17 protein-coding genes are annotated in these 16,816 nt (G+C 46.8%); 2 read left to right on the top strand and 15 right to left on the bottom strand.

The window, feature by feature from the left end:
- Nucleotides 1-127: 127 nt before the first annotated feature.
- Nucleotides 128-925, bottom strand: a complete 798-nt coding sequence (locus FQV30_RS07000) for a glycerophosphodiester phosphodiesterase family protein (protein ID WP_186725544.1) — start codon at nucleotides 923-925, stop codon at nucleotides 128-130.
- 314 nt (nucleotides 926-1,239) lie between these two features.
- On the bottom strand, nucleotides 1,240-1,413 hold the full coding sequence (locus FQV30_RS17895) for a hypothetical protein (RefSeq protein ID WP_186725543.1): 174 nt from the start codon (nucleotides 1,411-1,413) through the stop codon (nucleotides 1,240-1,242).
- A gap of 275 nt (nucleotides 1,414-1,688) precedes the next feature.
- On the opposite strand from FQV30_RS17895, the gene FQV30_RS06995 reads away from it, so the two are divergent.
- Nucleotides 1,689-1,922 (top strand): hypothetical protein, encoded by a 234-nt coding sequence (locus FQV30_RS06995; protein ID WP_146499373.1) that lies wholly within the window; start codon nucleotides 1,689-1,691, stop codon nucleotides 1,920-1,922.
- Nucleotides 1,923-1,963: 41 nt separating this feature from the next.
- On the opposite strand, the gene FQV30_RS06990 is transcribed toward FQV30_RS06995, so the two are convergent.
- The 6 genes from FQV30_RS06990 to FQV30_RS06965 form a co-directional block, all read right to left on the bottom strand.
- Nucleotides 1,964-2,647, bottom strand: a complete 684-nt coding sequence (locus FQV30_RS06990; protein ID WP_146499372.1) for a serine/threonine protein kinase — start codon at nucleotides 2,645-2,647, stop codon at nucleotides 1,964-1,966.
- 98 nt (nucleotides 2,648-2,745) lie between these two features.
- Entirely contained in the window at nucleotides 2,746-2,970 is a 225-nt protein-coding gene (locus FQV30_RS06985) for a hypothetical protein (protein ID WP_146499371.1), read from the bottom strand.
- A 123-nt stretch (nucleotides 2,971-3,093) separates the two neighbouring features.
- Nucleotides 3,094-3,933, bottom strand: a complete 840-nt coding sequence (locus FQV30_RS06980) for an STAS domain-containing protein (RefSeq protein ID WP_146499370.1) — start codon at nucleotides 3,931-3,933, stop codon at nucleotides 3,094-3,096.
- Nucleotides 3,934-5,019: 1,086 nt separating this feature from the next.
- A complete protein-coding gene (glnA, locus tag FQV30_RS06975; RefSeq protein ID WP_146499369.1) occupies nucleotides 5,020-6,354 on the bottom strand; it encodes a type I glutamate--ammonia ligase in 1,335 nt (444 codons plus the stop codon).
- A gap of 39 nt (nucleotides 6,355-6,393) precedes the next feature.
- A complete protein-coding gene (locus FQV30_RS06970) occupies nucleotides 6,394-6,777 on the bottom strand; it encodes a MerR family transcriptional regulator (RefSeq protein ID WP_146499368.1) in 384 nt (127 codons plus the stop codon).
- Between the two features lie 120 nt (nucleotides 6,778-6,897).
- Nucleotides 6,898-8,130 carry a methionine gamma-lyase family protein gene (locus FQV30_RS06965; RefSeq protein WP_146499367.1) on the bottom strand — a complete coding sequence of 411 codons (1,233 nt, stop codon included), beginning with the start codon at nucleotides 8,128-8,130 and terminating at the stop codon, nucleotides 6,898-6,900.
- A 109-nt stretch (nucleotides 8,131-8,239) separates the two neighbouring features.
- Here FQV30_RS06965 and FQV30_RS06960 point away from each other — a divergent pair, with 109 nt between their 5' ends.
- Nucleotides 8,240-8,845, top strand: coding sequence for a trimeric intracellular cation channel family protein (locus tag FQV30_RS06960; RefSeq protein WP_146499366.1), 606 nt, complete (start codon nucleotides 8,240-8,242; stop codon nucleotides 8,843-8,845).
- A gap of 63 nt (nucleotides 8,846-8,908) precedes the next feature.
- Here the strand turns inward: FQV30_RS06960 and FQV30_RS06955 are convergent, their stop codons facing one another.
- From FQV30_RS06955 to mutS, 7 genes are all read right to left on the bottom strand, one after another.
- Nucleotides 8,909-9,208 carry a rhodanese-like domain-containing protein gene (locus FQV30_RS06955; RefSeq protein WP_146499365.1) on the bottom strand — a complete coding sequence of 100 codons (300 nt, stop codon included), beginning with the start codon at nucleotides 9,206-9,208 and terminating at the stop codon, nucleotides 8,909-8,911.
- A 105-nt stretch (nucleotides 9,209-9,313) separates the two neighbouring features.
- Entirely contained in the window at nucleotides 9,314-9,538 is a 225-nt protein-coding gene (gene hfq / locus FQV30_RS06950) for an RNA chaperone Hfq (RefSeq protein WP_146495308.1), read from the bottom strand.
- Between the two features lie 39 nt (nucleotides 9,539-9,577).
- Nucleotides 9,578-10,504: a tRNA (adenosine(37)-N6)-dimethylallyltransferase MiaA gene (gene miaA / locus FQV30_RS06945; RefSeq protein WP_146499364.1), complete on the bottom strand. Its 927-nt coding sequence runs from the start codon at nucleotides 10,502-10,504 to the stop codon at nucleotides 9,578-9,580.
- On the bottom strand, nucleotides 10,497-11,417 hold the full coding sequence (locus tag FQV30_RS06940) for an alpha/beta fold hydrolase (RefSeq protein ID WP_146499363.1): 921 nt from the start codon (nucleotides 11,415-11,417) through the stop codon (nucleotides 10,497-10,499). The genes miaA and FQV30_RS06940 overlap by 8 nt, the downstream gene beginning before the upstream one ends.
- Nucleotides 11,414-13,078: a glycerol-3-phosphate dehydrogenase/oxidase gene (locus FQV30_RS06935; protein ID WP_146499600.1), complete on the bottom strand. Its 1,665-nt coding sequence runs from the start codon at nucleotides 13,076-13,078 to the stop codon at nucleotides 11,414-11,416. Before FQV30_RS06935 ends, FQV30_RS06940 begins: the two co-directional genes overlap by 4 nt.
- A gap of 194 nt (nucleotides 13,079-13,272) precedes the next feature.
- On the bottom strand, nucleotides 13,273-15,138 hold the full coding sequence (mutL, locus tag FQV30_RS06930) for a DNA mismatch repair endonuclease MutL (protein ID WP_146499362.1): 1,866 nt from the start codon (nucleotides 15,136-15,138) through the stop codon (nucleotides 13,273-13,275).
- A 4-nt stretch (nucleotides 15,139-15,142) separates the two neighbouring features.
- Nucleotides 15,143-16,816, bottom strand: a 1,674-nt coding sequence (gene mutS, locus FQV30_RS18175) for a DNA mismatch repair protein MutS (protein WP_255473337.1), incomplete at its 5' end; no start/stop codon positions are given.

The raw sequence follows: 16,816 nt of genomic DNA, 5'->3' as shown, positions 1-16,816 counted from the left end.
TAGATAAATTTACATTAGAGCAGCACTTGCCGTGAAGGCATGGGAAATTGATGAGGAAAAGGGAACGGCAAAACATATAAATCCCGCATTCGGCGTATTGCCGGATGCGGGCCCAATAAAGGTGAATTCATATACGAGTGCCAGGTATGTTATCTGTAAATATTCCGTGCGCTCCTACAGCTTTCCATTTCTCTGCGATTTCTGCTGAATTAACAGTATACAGATGGACCAGCAAGCCGACTTCTTTAGCCGTCTTGACATAATCATCATCAATTCTTTCAAAATACGTTCCGATGCCGATTGCATACTCTCGAATTTCTTCCAATCGTCTTCTTGCATCCGGTCCGACTACCGGATCTTTTTCCAGCTTGATAAGCGGAATGGTCTGGCTAAAAGTCCGCATCCTTTTCAAGCTTTCCTCGCTGAAAGATTGGATGACCACTTTTCCTTCCGGCAAGGATTCATCCAACAAGTTGTATTGACCCAGCAGTTCAAACAACTCATCTTCAACTCCTTCATTTTCTTCCGGCTTCTTCGTTTCAATATAATAATTGACGCTTTCCCCGAATTCTTCGATGATTTCTTGCAGTGTAGGAATTTTCTGCCCTACATATTCTTCTTTTGCCATATCCGGATATTTCCGGTTGAACCAAGAACCCGCATCCAGCTGTTTAAGCTCGGACAGCATCATATCTGCTACAACTCCGCTGCCATCGGTTGTGCGATCGACAGTCAAGTCATGTATGGAAACCAACACTTCGTCCTTGCTCATCTGTACATCCACTTCCAGGTAATCCGCTTCCAGTTCTTTCGCAAGCCGGTAGGCAGCCATAGTATGTTCCGGGGCTTGCACACTGGCACCACGATGGGCAATGATCAGAAATTTTTCCGGGTCCATTAACGTTGTTTTGTTTTTTATCCTCATTTTCTTGCCCGCTTTCATAGCTGATGGCCAAAGAAATGGACCAAATGCACGTTTGCAGAGCCCTTAAACATATCGAGCCCTATAGACCATGAATCTGCGCCCCATAAATCTGCAATGGCTCTTGCGGTTTCGCTTTTCAGTCTGTCCTTCAACCAGCCAGCAAAGAATTTTTTGTATATGTATTTGTTCCCTGTAGCATTCCGGATAAACAACTAATCAGCATTTAATGGGCTTGAAAATAAAAATTCTGTTTCTTGCGCCATGCCTTTCCTGTACTCCGCTGATTTGGAAGAAAACAAGGATAGAAATTCCCTTTATTCCTCCCTGCGGATTTCTTCCCTGACCATTAAGTTGCGGATGGTGTAATAATCTAAACTTCTCAAATCCTCGCCTTCCGGTCCGGACGAAATTCCTAAGCCTTCAAGTTCCAAAATCCAATTTTCACGTTTGATGTCTTCCTCCGTGAATAATGTCTTAAGTTTTCGCATAGATATTTCTCCTCTCTTTCATCTGTATATTTTATACAAATGAATTTAAAAATAGTTTGAATATTCCTTCATTTCCTTCTTTGTTAAAATGTAAACATAATAACTTTATACTTTTCTTCCCAGTAGCGATTATTCCACCTATAGGGGACAAAGGCCAATTTATGTCTTCCCTTTTAGTGGATGGTATTTATGTTATAATAGAGGCAGACCTTAATACTTGGATTCTTACAGACTTTTATTAGTCAATTTCCAACGCTGGAAAAGGAGGAATTCCAATGAAATTAGAGCATATCAAAGAAATTCTGCAAACTGTGAGCTTTTACAATACCGTTGACATTACTCAAACATTTAGCAAAGAAGACACCGACCATATTATCGTGAAAAGCGTTAAAAACACGGGCGTCCTGCAAATGACATTCATCCAAACCGGACAAGTCGTCTTTTATCAATCCATAGACCAAGCAGCTGAAGCGGTTGAAGGCAACCTCAATTCTTCAACATTAATGTGAAAAGCCATAAGAAAACCACCGGTCATTCACCGGTGGTTTTCTTATGGCTTTCTCCAATAATTTGTCTGTTTGAAAACGGTTCCCATGAAATCTTCAAACGAGGGATAATATTTCGACCAGTGATGATACCATTTGCGAATTGTCTCTAAAAGCCAGTATGGCATTGGGGTCCCGGAGATAAATTGGTAATATTCATGATGCGCCCTTTTTAAGTGCTCCCAGCGAAAATCATTTCCCGGATGTATATACTCGGACACATCGAGGATTTTAGCTCTGCCGTTTTGCATCAGAATGTTCTTCAAATGAATGTCGCGAGGATTCAATCCTTTTTCACGGGCAACTTTTCTGGCTGCCTCGACATCCTGGATTACCTGATCCGGGATGGGTATGCCTTGAAGCAAACAATCGAAAAGTGTCGGTCCTTCCTCGTATGTCAAAACGAGAAACTTGTCCGTTGCCGCATAGCATGTGGAAAAGAACTCTGACGGGCCTAAAACATCATATACTTCCGACTCCGCTTTGATTTTGTCCAATTTTTGCTCTGCGTACACTTTGAATGCAAAAGATGGAGCTGAAAGAGATTGAAAAACTGCAGCATCGGTCCCTACCCCGACGCATTTCAACTCCGGCGATGATCCGTATATCGTTACCGGATCGTTATTTGGATTGGCAGAAACTGATATATTCGACAGTGCTTGCGATGCAATTTCCCATTGGCTAGTCATCGATCCATTCCCCCGTGGCAAAAGACTTCAAATTCGCTGAAGCCATTTTGTATTATTTTCTCTAAAGGCTGGCTGATAAACTGTTTTCCTTCTACTGGCTATCCGCCTCTTCTTGAAGTGAAAACAGGGTCTGCATAATCTTTTATCTTCACTAATTTGACGTCTTCTTTGTTAAAAAGATTCAGTTCCCCGAAATTATCCATGTACTGGACAATCTGTTCCGCCTGTACTCTATCCGCCACTTCTTCTTTGGAATTCGCTTCAACTGTCCTTTCGACCACCAATCCTTTTTCGATGTGGTATTGGATAACGTATTTTTTCATATCATCACCTCCTGTTTATAAAATTCTGTACCGGAAGCCGATAATCCTCTACTGACTGCTATACTTTCCATCCTCTTTCAAAATAAAAAAAACGCCTTTCCGTTTAAGAAAGGCGCTTGTCATCTAGGCGTTAACCCCGGTTTTTTCCATTGCTTGCACTAAAGTACTGTATACCTCGATGCCTGTAAACTGGATTCCCAATTGCACAGCAGTTTGTGCAATTTCCGGGCTGATTCCAGACAGCGCTGTTCTGACCCCAATGATTTTCAACCCATAAATCAATTGGAAAATTTGTTGGGCAACCATCGTATCGATGATCGGAACTCCGGATAAATCGATGTACAATTTGTCGATATTATATTTTGAACTTTGTTCCAACGCTTTTTCGAAAATCACTTGCGAACGATAAGTATTAATTTCGCCCACCAGCGGCAAAAGTCCCGTATCCTTAGACAATAAAATGACCGGCGCGCTCATTTCCACGATCAGTTCCTGCTGAGCTTGCAGCCGGATTTGAGAAGCTTCGGTATTTTGGACAGTAAACTCCTGAATGATTTCACTGATTGCATCCACTACACCCAAGTTCCATTCAGCATACTGCTCATGGGACAATTGTTCTTTATTCAGAGAATAATATTCTTCGATCAACTTCAAATATTGTTTTTGGGTCTTAAAAAATTCTTCCAGCACTTCTTCAAGCGGTGTATTCAGATGGGCTTCATCTTTCGCCACTTGTTTGATCCAGTACTGGAATTCCACTAAAAATACATCATAGTTTTTACTGAACATAGAGCAAAACAGCACGTGAAAATCATAGTTCTGTTTTTTAAGCTGTTCGATTTCTTTAGGGTCTGTCGTGCTATAAATCCCCTTTTTGCTTTTATCCAAGGATTCATACCATTGTTCTGTCATCATTTCATTTCTTGAGCATAAAAATTCGTGCAGTCGTTCATTTTTCAGCATCTTGATTCTCCTTCACTCAAAACCAGCTCTGCTAAAGCCGAGTATACGATGTATTAGGCGATATTCACGTTTGAACTGCCGTCACCTATTTTCACTTTAAACTAAATCATATAATATTATTTGCAGTTTTGCATCCTTTTTGCCGAATGTATAGCACTTATGAGGAATTAGTCCGAAAAAATCTCCCCTCGTCTTTTGCATTCCAAGAAACAGCAGGAGGTGGCCATAAGGGCTCGACTTGTTCTTTCTTTTAGCAAACTCATACTTAAAGCATATATCTGATTTAGTGTTTTCTCCCTATACATACAGTCTAACGCCTCATCGCTTCCATATTTTTATTATATTCTCGAACCATATTCAATTCGAACTATTCATTTAATTTCACGCATGTTATGTTACCCTATTTATAGGCACAGAACAATATACGGCAACTTCCAGACGTAGATTGTTTTGTTACTGACTTTTCCCCCTTAAGCCAGAATGTGCCTGTTTTTCTGAAAATGAGTAGTTCTTCCTTTACCGCCAAAGCACTGTTGCTTTGGCGGTCTTTCTATGTTGTTATATAGCCGCAGGACACATTAAAAGGAGAAAATTGCTTTATCGCCTTCTAGCGTTGCCGTAAAGTCTGCTCTGCCATTTCAAGCGTTGCACCCTTATCCGGGAAAATAAAAACGCCTCTCACCGTTTGAAGCAAAAGGCAATCGTATATTGATGAAAACTTGAAACAGGCGGACCTTTCCATGGCACATCATTGTTACAAAGGCACCAGCTCAGGAGCTAAAGATTTTGTTTTCTCCTATAGGACCCTATTGCATAAAAAATGGAGGAGTAGCTCGGTAGCCCAATTCTCTCAACCCCATACTAACATGCAAGCGCCAAACATAATGGGGATGCCTATCCAATATGGCCATTATATGAACCGCAAAGGCACCGGACAGCCAACGGAGCTTTTGGGCTTCAAATCTCATTTCGCCTTAACCGCTTTATGCTTTGCCCCTTTCCAGATGAAGCCGACATGCCGGCATGACTTTCCCTGATCTTATCAAAAAACCGCCAGAGCGATTAGCTCTGGCGGTTTGCTGCCTCTTAATACATCTTCAAATATTGCTCGCGTTCCCACGGGTGGACATTGACACGGAACATGTCCCACTCAATTTCTTTCGCTTCAACAAAGTTGTGCAGAATATGTTCGCCAAGCGCTTTTTTCATCACTTCGTTATCCTGCAATTCCTGAAGAGCTGCATACAATGTTGCAGGCAAATCTTGAATGCCGACTGCTTCGCGCTCTCTTCTGTTCATCGCATAGATGTTGCGGTCTACCGCTTTTGGCGGAGTCAATTTTCTGCGGATACCATCAAGTCCTGCGCTCAAAAGAACTGCCATTGCCAAGTACGGGTTAGCCGCCGGATCGACTGAACGGATTTCAACGCGTGTTGATAAGCCGCGTGAAGCTGGGATCCGGATAAGCGGGCTACGGTTTTGTCCTGACCAAGCTACGTAGCAAGGCGCTTCATAGCCAGGCACTAGGCGCTTGTAAGAGTTGACTGTCGGGTTGGTTACTGCAGTGAAGCCTTGTGCGTGCTCCAAAATTCCTGCCAGGAACTGGTATGCTGTTTCACTCAATTTCAACTCGCCATCTTCATCCAAGAACGTGTTCGTGCTTCCGTTGAATAATGAAACGTTCATGTGCATACCTGAACCGTTCACGCCAAACAATGGCTTTGGCATGAATGTCGCGTGAAGGCCATGCTGGCGCGCAACAGTTTTAACAACCAGTTTGAACGTTTGGATATCGTCGCATGCTTTGATCGCATCCGCGTATTTGAAATCGATTTCGTGTTGTCCTGGAGCCACTTCGTGGTGGGATGCTTCAATTTCAAAGCCCATCGCTTCCAATTCCAGGACGATATCACGGCGGCAGTTTTCGCCAAGATCGACAGGAGCCAAGTCAAAATAGCCGCCGTTGTCGTTCAAATCAAGTGATGGTTCGCCTTTTTCATCCAATTTGAAAAGGAAAAATTCCGGCTCAGGCCCAAGGTTGAAATGGGTGAATCCAAGTTCTTCCATTTCTTTTAGCACGCGTTTCAAGTTGTTGCGCGGATCTCCCTCGAACGGAGTGCCGTCCGGACGGTAGATATCACAGATCAAACGGGCGACTTTCCCTTTTCCTGTGATCCAAGGGAAGACAACCCATGTATCCAAGTCCGGGAACAAGTACATATCAGATTCCTCAATGCGGACAAATCCGTCGATTGAAGAGCCGTCAAACATCATTTTATTGTCAAGCGCTTTGTCCAGCTGGGAAATAGGAATCTCAACGTTTTTGATAATCCCTAAAATATCAGTGAACTGCAAACGAATAAAGTTAACTTCTTCTTCTTGAACTAAACGTTTAATGTCTTCTTTTGTGTACTTAGCCATGGTTTCACTCTCCTATGTATGTTTATGTAAGCCCGTTCTTTAATGAAAGAAACGGGATAAATCACCTTGCCGGTAGCCGCCGCGCTCATGGGAACGGGATTGCAGGATTTCTTCCCGCAAAATTTGGCGCAGTTCAGCATCGCTTACTGTTTTCGGCTCTGCCACGTCCTCTTTCGGCTGCACTCTCATTTCGAAAATTTTCTTGATGCCGGCCATATTCAGGCCTTGATCCAAATATTCTTTGATTTCCAGAAGAACATCCACGTCATTCAAAGAAAACATGCGCTTGTTGCCTTCCGTGCGGGCAGGGCGAATTAACTCGTGCTCTTCGTAATACCGGATTTGGCGCGCTGTCAAATCCGTCAGCTGCATTACTATGCTGATGGGCAGAAGCGGCATCGACCGTCGAACGCGATTCGTCATTTTGTTTCACCCACTTTATTTTGTACTACTCCTTCAGTGTAATGCATGTCAGATTTCTTGTCAACAAGATGTTATATTTCCTTACACTAAAAAATTCCCCGCTTTTTTGCGGGGAATTTCCTATAGAAGTTTTTGTTTCCGTAAGGCCTCAACTGAATTCAAAACGGCAATTTTCACGTGTTCGTATGTCAAGCCGCCTTGGACAAAGGCAGTATAAGGCGGCCGAATCGGGCCGTCTGCCGTCAATTCGATGCTCGAGCCCTGGACAAAGGTCCCCGCGGCCATAATGACATCATCTTTATAGCCAGGCATATAAGCCGGTTCCGGTTTGAATCGGGCATTGACCGGTGAACTCGCTTGGATTGTTTGGCAAAAAGCGATCATTTGCCCTGCCGTCTTGAACGAGACAGACTGAATCAGATCAGTCCGGTCATCAGTATAATGGGGAGTTGAAACCATGCCGACCGATTCAAGCAGTGCAGCTGTGAATATGGCACCTTTCAAAGCTTGCGCCACAATGTGCGGTGCCATGAAAAAGCCTTGGTACATATCCGCCAAGGTATTGAGCGATGCGCCCGCCTCCCCGCCGATTCCCGGAGAAGTCATCCGGAACGCACACTTTTCCACCAGCTCCTGCTTCCCGGCAATATAGCCGCCGATTTTAGCAAGCCCACCGCCAGGATTTTTAATGAGCGATCCGGCAATCAAGTCTGCCCCAGCTTCAATCGGCTCCCGTTCTTCAACAAACTCTCCGTAGCAATTGTCGACAAAAACGATTGCCTCCGGCTTCAACTGGCGAATTTTTTCGATCATGCTTTCAATCTGGCCGACGGTGAAAGAAGGTCGCGCATCATACCCGCGCGACCGTTGAATCGCTATCACTTTGGTCCGCTCATGGACTGCCCGCCCAACCGAGTCCCAATCCACTCCATTCTCAGCGGTCAGATCGACATGCTGATAGGTGATTCCAAAATCGCGGAGCGAACCCGTATCCCGATCGCCGCCTGATACGATGGAATCCAGCGTATCATATGGTTTGCCGGTTATATATAAAAGTTCGTCCCCGGGCCGCAAAACGCCGAATAACGAAATGGTGATGGCATGGGTGCCTGAAATGATCTGCGGGCGGACAAGCGCCGCTTCCGCTTTGAAAACATCGGCGTAGACACGCTCAAGTGTGTCGCGGCCTTCGTCATCATAACCATAGCCGTTCGAGGGATTGAAATGGTGGTCGCTGACTTGCTGCCGCTGAAATGCTTCCAGCACTTTCCGCTGATTGAGAAAAGCCGTGTCATCCGCTTTTTTCAACTGTGGCTTGATCAATTCTTCTATTGTGTTTATTGTAGTTTGCATCAAATTCTCCGTTCTGTTTTGGTCACTCTTCTATTATGGGGGCCTACTTGAAAATGCGTCAAATTCTGCTACAATTCATAGAGTTGCATTTTTTAGGAGGATACAGGTAATGGCTTGGGAAGTATTAAGTGCCATTGGAACAATTGCGTTTGCCGTTTCAGGCGCAATCGTCGCTATGGAAGAAGAATATGATATTTTTGGTGTTTACATTCTCGGTGTGGTCTCTGCTTTTGGCGGAGGCGCTATCCGGAATCTATTGATAGGCGTGCCAGTTTCAGCGCTTTGGGAACAGGAAATGATGTTTCAATTGGCGTTGGCGTCAATCACCATTGTGTTTTTGTTTCCCCATAAATTGCTTGGACACTGGAACCGATGGGGCAATTTTTTTGATGCCATCGGATTATCGGCTTTTGCCGTCCAAGGTGCGATGTACGCCGTTGAACTAGACTTGCCGATTTATGCAGTCATAGTGGCCGCCATTTTGACCGGTTCTGGCGGAGGCATTGTCCGGGATGTACTTGCAGGCAGAAAGCCGCTCGTCTTCAAGGCTGAAATCTACGCGGTATGGGCAGCTTGCGCAGGATTGGTCATCAGCTTTGAAATTATCCGCATTGATCTGGGCCTGTATCTGTTATTTTTAGTCATTACCATTTTGCGCATATTATCATATACCTTCAAATGGCGGCTGCCGACGCGCCAAATCCATCCACTTTAAAAAAACAGATCGAGGAGCCAAGGGGCTTCTCGATCTGTTTTCTTTTAGGCCGCCAGAAATTGGTCAAGCGATAACTTCGCCATTCCAATCCATCATGCCGCCTTCTACATTCACTGTTTGGAAGCCATTGCCCGCCAAATAGTCGCAAGCCATCGCGCTGCGGCCGCCCGCTTTGCAAATCACATGATATTCTTTTTCCTGATCCAAAGCGCCAATCTGTTCCGGCAATTGGCCAAGTGGTATATGGACAGCCCCAGGCACCATGCCGTAAGCGACTTCTTCCGCTTCACGGACATCGATCAAGTTCAGTTCAGCACCGGTTTCCACAAGTTGCTGCAAATCGTCTGTTGTAATGGATTTCATTGTCTGTTACCCCCTGATTAAAAACTATTCACTTTGAAATCGTATACTGCAGGCTTACTGCTGTCAATGAAAAGAACCAGCCGGGTGTATCCAGCTGGTCCTTTTTTACTCTTGATGTTCAATTGCGACTGCTTTCGCCGGAGAAAAAGTGGAGATAGCGTGTTTGTAGATAAGCTGTTGCTTGCCTTCCGTTTCAACCAGCACCGTAAAATTGTCGTAGGATTTGATGGTCCCTTTCAGTTGGAAGCCATTCAGCAAAAATACTGTAACAAAAATATTGTTTTTACGAAGCTGATTCAGATAAACATCCTGAATATTAACCGGTTTCATGAAAATCCCCCTTATATCCCCTGCTCTTTTTTGTATACCTTATTCTTGAATTCGACGCTTCCGCTCTTTTTCCTGCATATAGGCAAGAATTTCCTGAAAGTTTTTTTCAGGGTCCGCCAATGCGTCTATCCAAAGAATCGGCAACTTGTTCTTGAAATAAGTGAATTGCCTTTTCGCGTATCTCCGCGAATTTTTCTTAAGCTGGTCAACGGCTTCCGAAAGTTCCAGTTTCCCGTCCAAATAAGCATACAATTCCTTATAGCCGATTGCTTGAATCGACTGGACGCCCCGTATACCTCTTCCGTGAAGAGCCTTGGCTTCTTCTAGCAGCCCCTCTTCCATCATGCCGTCGACCCGCTGGTTGATGCGGTCGTACAGCAGATCCCTCGGCATATCCAGCCCAATAATGGCATCGTTGTACATCGGGGCCAAAGCAAGGCTCCGGTCGGTCTTCTTTTCGTCGCTAAGCAAAATCTCGATCGCCCGTACCACCCGCCGCGTATTGTTCGGATGGATATCCGCTTCCGGATCCAATGCCAGAAGTTTGGCGTGCATATGTACCGGGCCGAAATTCTCCAATTCTTCATACAAGCTTTTTCTTAGGTTCTCATCCACTTGCGCTTCTGTAAATCGGTAGTCAAACAATACCGCCTGTACATACAAGCCGGTGCCGCCGACAATGATCGGCAGTTTTTTCCTTGATTTGATTTCTTCGATTTTCCCGCGCACCAGCTTCTGGTATTCCGCGACGGAAAATGCCTCGTCCGGATCTTTGATATCCAGCAGATGGTGTGGAATGCCCGCCATTTCTTCAGGCTTTATTTTTGCCGTCCCTATCGACATGCCCCGGTAGATTTGCATAGAATCCCCGTTGATGATTTCCCCGTCCAGCCGCTTCGCCAGCTCCAGGCTAAGTGCGGTTTTTCCGGAGGCCGTCGGGCCGACAATTGCTACTACATCAATCATATTTTTTCAACCATCCTAATATCGTTTGATAATGCATTTCTTTATTCCGTTCGTTCAGCAGTTCATGGCGTCCTTCTTCGGCAAGGAAAACCGTTACGTCTTTCAGACCAGCTTTCGCATATTGCTCCGCGGAACTAAAAATGCCCTTTCCATTACCGCCGACCGGATCTTTTGCCCCGCTGATCAGCAAAACCGGTAGATTTTTCCGTATTTTGCCTACTTCAGCCTGCGTATGGATCAGTGCCAGCCCAGTAAACAGATCCACGTAGAACTGGTTCGTCGATGGAAATCCACACATGGGGTCATTTTCGTATTTGGCGACTTCATCGGCATCGCTGCTGAGCCAAGCAAAAGAAGATTCTTCTTTTTTGAACGCTTTGTTAAAGCTGCCGAAAGTCAGTTTCCCAAGCACCTTGCTGGTTTCCGTCTTGCCAGTTCTTTTGGCGGTGGAAGCAGCGAACAACAAGCCTAGCTTTCCTGCAGCCCCTGGGTTGCCGCCAGTCCCCGACAATACGACACGGCTCAAAATCCGGCTATGAAGCTGCATGAAGCGGCGGGCAACAAACGAGCCCATGCTGTGGCCGAATACCACCAGCGGCAAACCGCCAGTTTTTTGCTGTACAGCAGAAATCACTTCTTCTACGTCTTCCACGACCCGCTCGAAGCCTCTTTCATCGGCGAAAAAACCTTGCATGCCGTTGCGCTGAGCTGTCCTGCCATGACCACGGTGATCATGCCCAGAGACTGAATAGCCGTTGTCCGCCAGAAACTTGGAAAATTCCTCATAGCGCCCAATATGTTCCGCCATCCCATGGACGATGTGGACATGGGCCGTCGGATTTTCCGCTTCGTACAGCTCATAATAGATTTCGTGGCCGTCTGACGCCTCCAGGAAACCTTTGGTCACTTTCATCCAAGGACTTTCCTTCCATAGCGGGTCGCTTGCTCGATTTCAGCCAGCAGCTCTTGTCGGTAAGCCTCTTTTTGCTCCGGGGTGTACTTTAATGCCTTGGCCATATATTCCAGCACCCCATCCTGGTACCGGACAACATCCTGGATATGGAAATACAAATCACCTGTTCTTCTGATGAAGAAATCGCTTGGCGTCCGTGCCATTTCTTCCTCTATTGCATATTTTACGACAGCCGCCAGTGTTTTCGGAATTCCTCCTGGAACGTCATCGGGAAGGCCCCGGTGAAAATGGAACACCTTTTTGGCATTCGTCCCGAAAAACTGCGCATACAGCCGGCCTTCTTCGGGGCTTAGGCCATATTGAGCGGCTTGGACCGCCGTATTATGGACAAATTCAGCGAATTTTTTTGAACCGCCAAAATCTCCTCCGGATAACGGCAGATTTTTTGTGACGCTTTTTCCGTATTTAGTGCCGGTTTCCCGCTTCAGAAGTTTTACCACTTGGTCCATCGTTGTTTCCGCCATTTTTCGGTAACCGGTCAACTTTCCGCCTGCGATGGAAATCAAGCCGGATTCTGAAATCCAGATTTCGTCTTTTCTTGAAATGTCGGAAGGATCTTTTCCACTTTCATAAATCAGCGGGCGAACACCCGCCCAAGTTGATTCGACGTCGTCCTGGGTTAATTGGACAGAAGGGAATGTCCGTCTGACGGCTTGGATCAAATAATCGACATCCTTCTTTTCAGCAGCCGGCGATATGGGATCCTCATCGTAGAAATCATCGGTTGTGCCGACATATACTTTGGTATCCCTCGGGATTGCAAAGACCATCCGTTTGTCTGGTGTATCAAAATACACCGATTGGCTAAGCGGGAAAGTTTTCTGATCGACAACGATATGTACACCCTTTGTCAACCGCATCTCTTTTTCCGGTGTTTCCGCATCAAAATCCTGCACATTATCTACCCATGCCCCTGTAGCATTGATGACTTTTCTGGCGAAGATGTCCATTTGCGTGCCATCAACAAGATCGGTTGCTTGCACCCCGGTGACTTTGCCGTCGGTATTATAGATGAAGCCTTCCGCTTTTACATAATTCAGGCAGACCGCTCCAAGTTCTGCCGCTTTTTTCATCGTTTCAAGGGTCAGCCGTGCATCGTCTGTCCGGTATTCGACGTAATAGCCGCCTCCGACAAGGCCGTCCCGTTTCAACAAAGGTTCTTTCTGAAGCGTTTCCGGCGGATCCAGCATCGTCCGGCGTTCCGCTTTTTTGACATTCGCCAAAATATCGTACGCACGCAACCCTATATTCATGAATACCGGGCCGAATGTACCACCTTTATAAAACGGCAGCAGCATCTTTTTAGGTTCAGTTACATGCACCGCATTTTCATAGACAATTTCACGTTCCCTGCCAACTTCAGCCACAATTTTCACTTGAAAATTCTTCAGGTAACGCAGGCCGCCATGGACAAGTTTCGTCGACCGGCTGGATGTGCCCGCTGCAAAATCCTGCATCTCGATCAATGCGACACTCAGGCCGCGGGAAGTGGCATCGAGTGCCATCCCTGCTCCGGTAATTCCCCCTCCGATAATGACAATATCGTACTGGTGATTGGATAAATGAGCAACTTGTTGTGTTCGTAGCTTTGCAGAAAACATAAGCATTCCCTCTCCCTCATTTTGAATGTCGATTTGATGTACTGCCTTTTACCCGCAAGAAATCTTGATCATGCGTCTTTACTCCTTAAAGGACAAAAATGCCCTGTCATTATGCTCTACCCTTCCCGATTCAGGATAAAACTGCAGGGCATCAATAAAGGCGAATAAAGGCGAATCTTGCTCAAATGGAGGGATTACATGACACGTTTGAACATTTTTTCCACATCGTATGTCTTGAAATGAATGATCACCGGCCGGCCGTGCGGACAAGTGAACGGCTGCTCGGCAGTTTTCAGATCAGCCAGCAAGCGTTCCATTTCATGTTTCTGCAGATAATGGTTGGCTTTGATGGATCGTTTGCAGCTCATCATGATCGCTGCCTCTTCGCGCAGTTTTTTGACATCCACTTTCCGTTCATTCAAAACCTGTTCGATCAGATCTTCGACCACTTCCTGCTCGAATCCCGCAGGAAACCAAGTTGGATGGTCCCGGACGATAAAAGAAGTATCGCCGAACTCTTCGAGGAACACACCGCTTTCGTATAACACCTCCAGGTTTTCTTTCAAACGCAGCGCTTCATCCCGGCTGTAATGGAACGTCATGGGCAAAAGCAGCGCCTGACGCTCCGCCGCATCGATATGGCCCACTTTTTCACGGAAATATTCATACTTGATGCGTTCCTGAGCTGCATGCTGGTCGATCAAATAAAACCCGTCTGAACTCTGCGCCAAAATATAGGTGCCGTGGATTTGGCCGACCACTTCAAGTTCGGGAAACTGCGGGCTTTCCTCTTCCTGATGCTCGAGGGCCTGTTCCAGTTCTTCCTGCTGCGGTTCTTCCACCGGTGCCTCGTTTATCGCACTTTCTTCAACCGGAAGTTCTTGCGGAAAAACTTCCGGTCCAGTGTCGCGCTCCACCATTGCGTCCGGCGCTGTCTCGGCCATTTCTGTCGGCCTTGCGAAAGGCGGAGGGATTGGTGCAACCGGTTCTTGAACGGTATAGGCCGTTTTCCAAATATCCAATTGCTTGGAAGGCATTTGCTTCGGCGCTTTCGGTTTTTCGATAACGGGCGCCCGCACCGTGCCGCTGATGGTTTGGCGAATGGTTGCATGAATCAATTCCATCAGCTCTTTTTCCTTGCTCAACCGGATCTGCTGCTTGGCCGGATGGACATTGACATCCGTCAAATATGGATCACCTTCGATATTCATGACCACAATCGGCTGCCGCTCAAGCGGCAAAAATGTGTGATACGCCTGATGGATCGTATTTGCAATCGCGTAATGCTTGACCCAGCGGCCGTTAACAAACAGGGAGATATAGTTTTTATTGGCGCGCGTGATTTCCGGCAATGAAGCGAACCCCGATATTTTGTAATCATGGGACCCGCCTTCGAACGGAATCATTTTTTTCGCGATCGAAACGCCGTAAATATCGGCCAGCACCCGCTTCATTTCGCCGCTGCCTGCCGTTTGGAGAATGATTTTCCCTTCATGCACCAGCTTGAAGGAAATGGACGGATAACTTAGTGCGAAACGGTTGAGCAAATCAATCGTGTGGCCAAGTTCCGTCTGCAGCGTCTTCATGTATTTCAACCGGGCAGGCGTATTGAAAAACAGCTGCTCGATTTTAATATCCGTCCCTTTCCGGAGCGATCCTGCCCTGTGTTCCACCAAACGGCCGCCTTCAAGCCGGATGAACGTTCCGGATTCGCCGGTCGAAGTATGAAGCGTCACTTTTGAAACAGATGCGATACTTGCAAGAGCTTCCCCCCGGAACCCGAGCGTCCGGATACGGAACAAATCGTGCTCGTTGGCAATTTTGCTTGTCGCATGGCGAGAAAAGGACAGCAGCGCATCATCATCGTCCATTCCTGCGCCGTTGTCGATGATTTGGATGGACGTCAGCCCCGCTTCAAGCAGCAGCACCTCGATTGCCGTGCTGCCGGCGTCAATGGCGTTTTCCACCAATTCTTTGACCACGGAAGTCGGTCGTTCGACCACTTCCCCCGCAGCAATCTTATTGGATAGGTTTTCTTCCATCAATCGAATCTGGCCCATCATCTCACCCTTTCTTGCTTAGTTTTGCCTGCAGATCGTTCAACAGCTGCAGCGATTGAAGCGGCGTCATCGCCGCAATATTGACATCAGCGATGGTTTGCAGCACCTCTTCGCTGTCGGTATCCCGTTCATCAAAAAATGACAACTGCTCCACATGGCTGACTTTCTGCTTTTTGCCTTCTTCAAAGCTTTTTAACAAGTCCCGAGCGCGTCCAAGAATGGCTTGCGGCAAGTTGGCCAGTTCGGCCACATGGATGCCATAGCTCTTGTCCGCCGGGCCGCTTTTCACTTTGTGAAGAAACACCACTTTTCCGGACTGTTCCATCGCCGCTACATGGACGTTGTTCAATTTGTCCAGCGACTGGTCAAGTGCAGTCAGCTCATGATAATGCGTTGAAAACAATGTATTGGCGCCAATGTGGTCATGGATGTACTCGATCATCGATTGGGCAAGCGCCATGCCGTCGTAGGTGGATGTCCCGCGTCCGATTTCATCAAACAACAGCAGGCTGCGTTCAGTGGCATGCGTAATGGCGTATTGCGACTCTAGCATTTCGACCATGAATGTACTTTGACCGGAAACAAGATCATCCGCCGCGCCGATCCGTGTGAAAATCTGGTCGACAATCGGCAAGTTTGCAGATTCGGCCGGAACATAGCTGCCGATTTGCGCCAGAACGATCGTTAATGCCACTTGGCGCATATAAGTGCTTTTACCGGACATGTTCGGGCCTGTGATCAGCATCATATTCTGCTGTTCCGTCAGCACACAATCATTTGGCACGTAATGCTGCTTGTTGAGCATTTTCTCAACAACTGGATGGCGGCCCTCGATAATGGAAATTTCCCTCGCGTCATTAAACTCCGGTTTCACAAACCGGTATTTCTCGGCGACATTCGAGAAACTTACGAAAACATCCAATTCGCTCAGCGTCGAAGCAAGCTTCTGGATGCGCGGGATATATTGTTTCACTTTGTCCCGGATTTGGACGAACAGTTCATATTCCAAGGACAAACTTTCTTCTTCCGCCGTCAAAATAAGCGCTTCTTTTTCTTTTAGTTCCGGTGTGATATAGCGCTCTGCATTGGCCAGCGTCTGTTTCCGCTCATAGCGGGCCAAATCGGCCAAATGCATATTCGCTTTCGACACTTCGATATAATAGCCGAAAATCCGGTTATAGCCGATTTTCAATGATTTGATGCCTGTCAATTGGCGTTCCCTTTGTTCAAGTTCCGCAATCCAGTCTTTGCCGTTGCGCGAAGCATAGCGGTACTGGTCCAGCTTGTCGTTGAAGCCTTCCCGGATAACCCCGCCTTCTTTTGCGGATAGCGGTGGATTTTCACTGATGGCTTCCAAGAGATCGCAAACTTCGCCGCAGCGGTCCAGTTTGGCGCTGAATTTCACCAGCTCGCCACTCCCTGAGTCCGCAAGCTCGCTGATAATGGCGGGCACTTTCTCAAGCGAGCTTCGCAGCTGCGCCAAATCACGCCCGCTTGCACTGCCGAACGCGATACGGCCGCTCAAGCGTTCCAGATCATAGACTTCTTTTAACAGCCCCTGCAGTTCGACGCGGGTGAAATATTGAGTGATCAACTCCTCCACCAGGCGTTGCCGTTCTTCGATTCCCCTTCTGTTGGCAAGCGGCTGGTGCAGCCATTGCTTGAGTTTCCGGCTGCC

Source organism: Planomicrobium sp. CPCC 101110, assembly GCF_007859395.1.
GTDB lineage: Bacteria > Bacillota > Bacilli > Bacillales_A > Planococcaceae > Planococcus.
This window is presented reverse-complemented; position numbering and strand designations above follow the sequence as displayed.

Excerpts from the sequence above, each read along its gene's own strand:
- FQV30_RS06995 (WP_146499373.1), top strand. The coding sequence starts at position 1,689 with ATGAAATTAGAGCATATCAAAGAAATTCTGCAAACTGTGAGCTTTTAC.
- glnA (WP_146499369.1), bottom strand. The coding sequence starts at position 6,354 with ATGGCTAAGTACACAAAAGAAGACATTAAACGTTTAGTTCAAGAAGAA.
- FQV30_RS06965 (WP_146499367.1), bottom strand. The coding sequence starts at position 8,130 with ATGCAAACTACAATAAACACAATAGAAGAATTGATCAAGCCACAGTTG.
- FQV30_RS06935 (WP_146499600.1), bottom strand. The coding sequence starts at position 13,078 with ATGTTTTCTGCAAAGCTACGAACACAACAAGTTGCTCATTTATCCAAT.
- FQV30_RS06940 (WP_146499363.1), bottom strand. The coding sequence starts at position 11,417 with ATGAAAGTGACCAAAGGTTTCCTGGAGGCGTCAGACGGCCACGAAATC.
- FQV30_RS06960 (WP_146499366.1), top strand. The coding sequence starts at position 8,240 with ATGGCTTGGGAAGTATTAAGTGCCATTGGAACAATTGCGTTTGCCGTT.
- FQV30_RS17895 (WP_186725543.1), bottom strand. The coding sequence starts at position 1,413 with ATGCGAAAACTTAAGACATTATTCACGGAGGAAGACATCAAACGTGAA.
- mutL (WP_146499362.1), bottom strand. The coding sequence starts at position 15,138 with ATGGGCCAGATTCGATTGATGGAAGAAAACCTATCCAATAAGATTGCT.
- FQV30_RS06980 (WP_146499370.1), bottom strand. The coding sequence starts at position 3,933 with ATGCTGAAAAATGAACGACTGCACGAATTTTTATGCTCAAGAAATGAA.
- hfq (WP_146495308.1), bottom strand. The coding sequence starts at position 9,538 with ATGAAACCGGTTAATATTCAGGATGTTTATCTGAATCAGCTTCGTAAA.
- FQV30_RS06955 (WP_146499365.1), bottom strand. The coding sequence starts at position 9,208 with ATGAAATCCATTACAACAGACGATTTGCAGCAACTTGTGGAAACCGGT.
- FQV30_RS06985 (WP_146499371.1), bottom strand. The coding sequence starts at position 2,970 with ATGAAAAAATACGTTATCCAATACCACATCGAAAAAGGATTGGTGGTC.
- FQV30_RS06990 (WP_146499372.1), bottom strand. The coding sequence starts at position 2,647 with ATGACTAGCCAATGGGAAATTGCATCGCAAGCACTGTCGAATATATCA.
- FQV30_RS06970 (WP_146499368.1), bottom strand. The coding sequence starts at position 6,777 with ATGACGAATCGCGTTCGACGGTCGATGCCGCTTCTGCCCATCAGCATA.
- FQV30_RS07000 (WP_186725544.1), bottom strand. The coding sequence starts at position 925 with ATGAGGATAAAAAACAAAACAACGTTAATGGACCCGGAAAAATTTCTG.
- miaA (WP_146499364.1), bottom strand. The coding sequence starts at position 10,504 with ATGATTGATGTAGTAGCAATTGTCGGCCCGACGGCCTCCGGAAAAACC.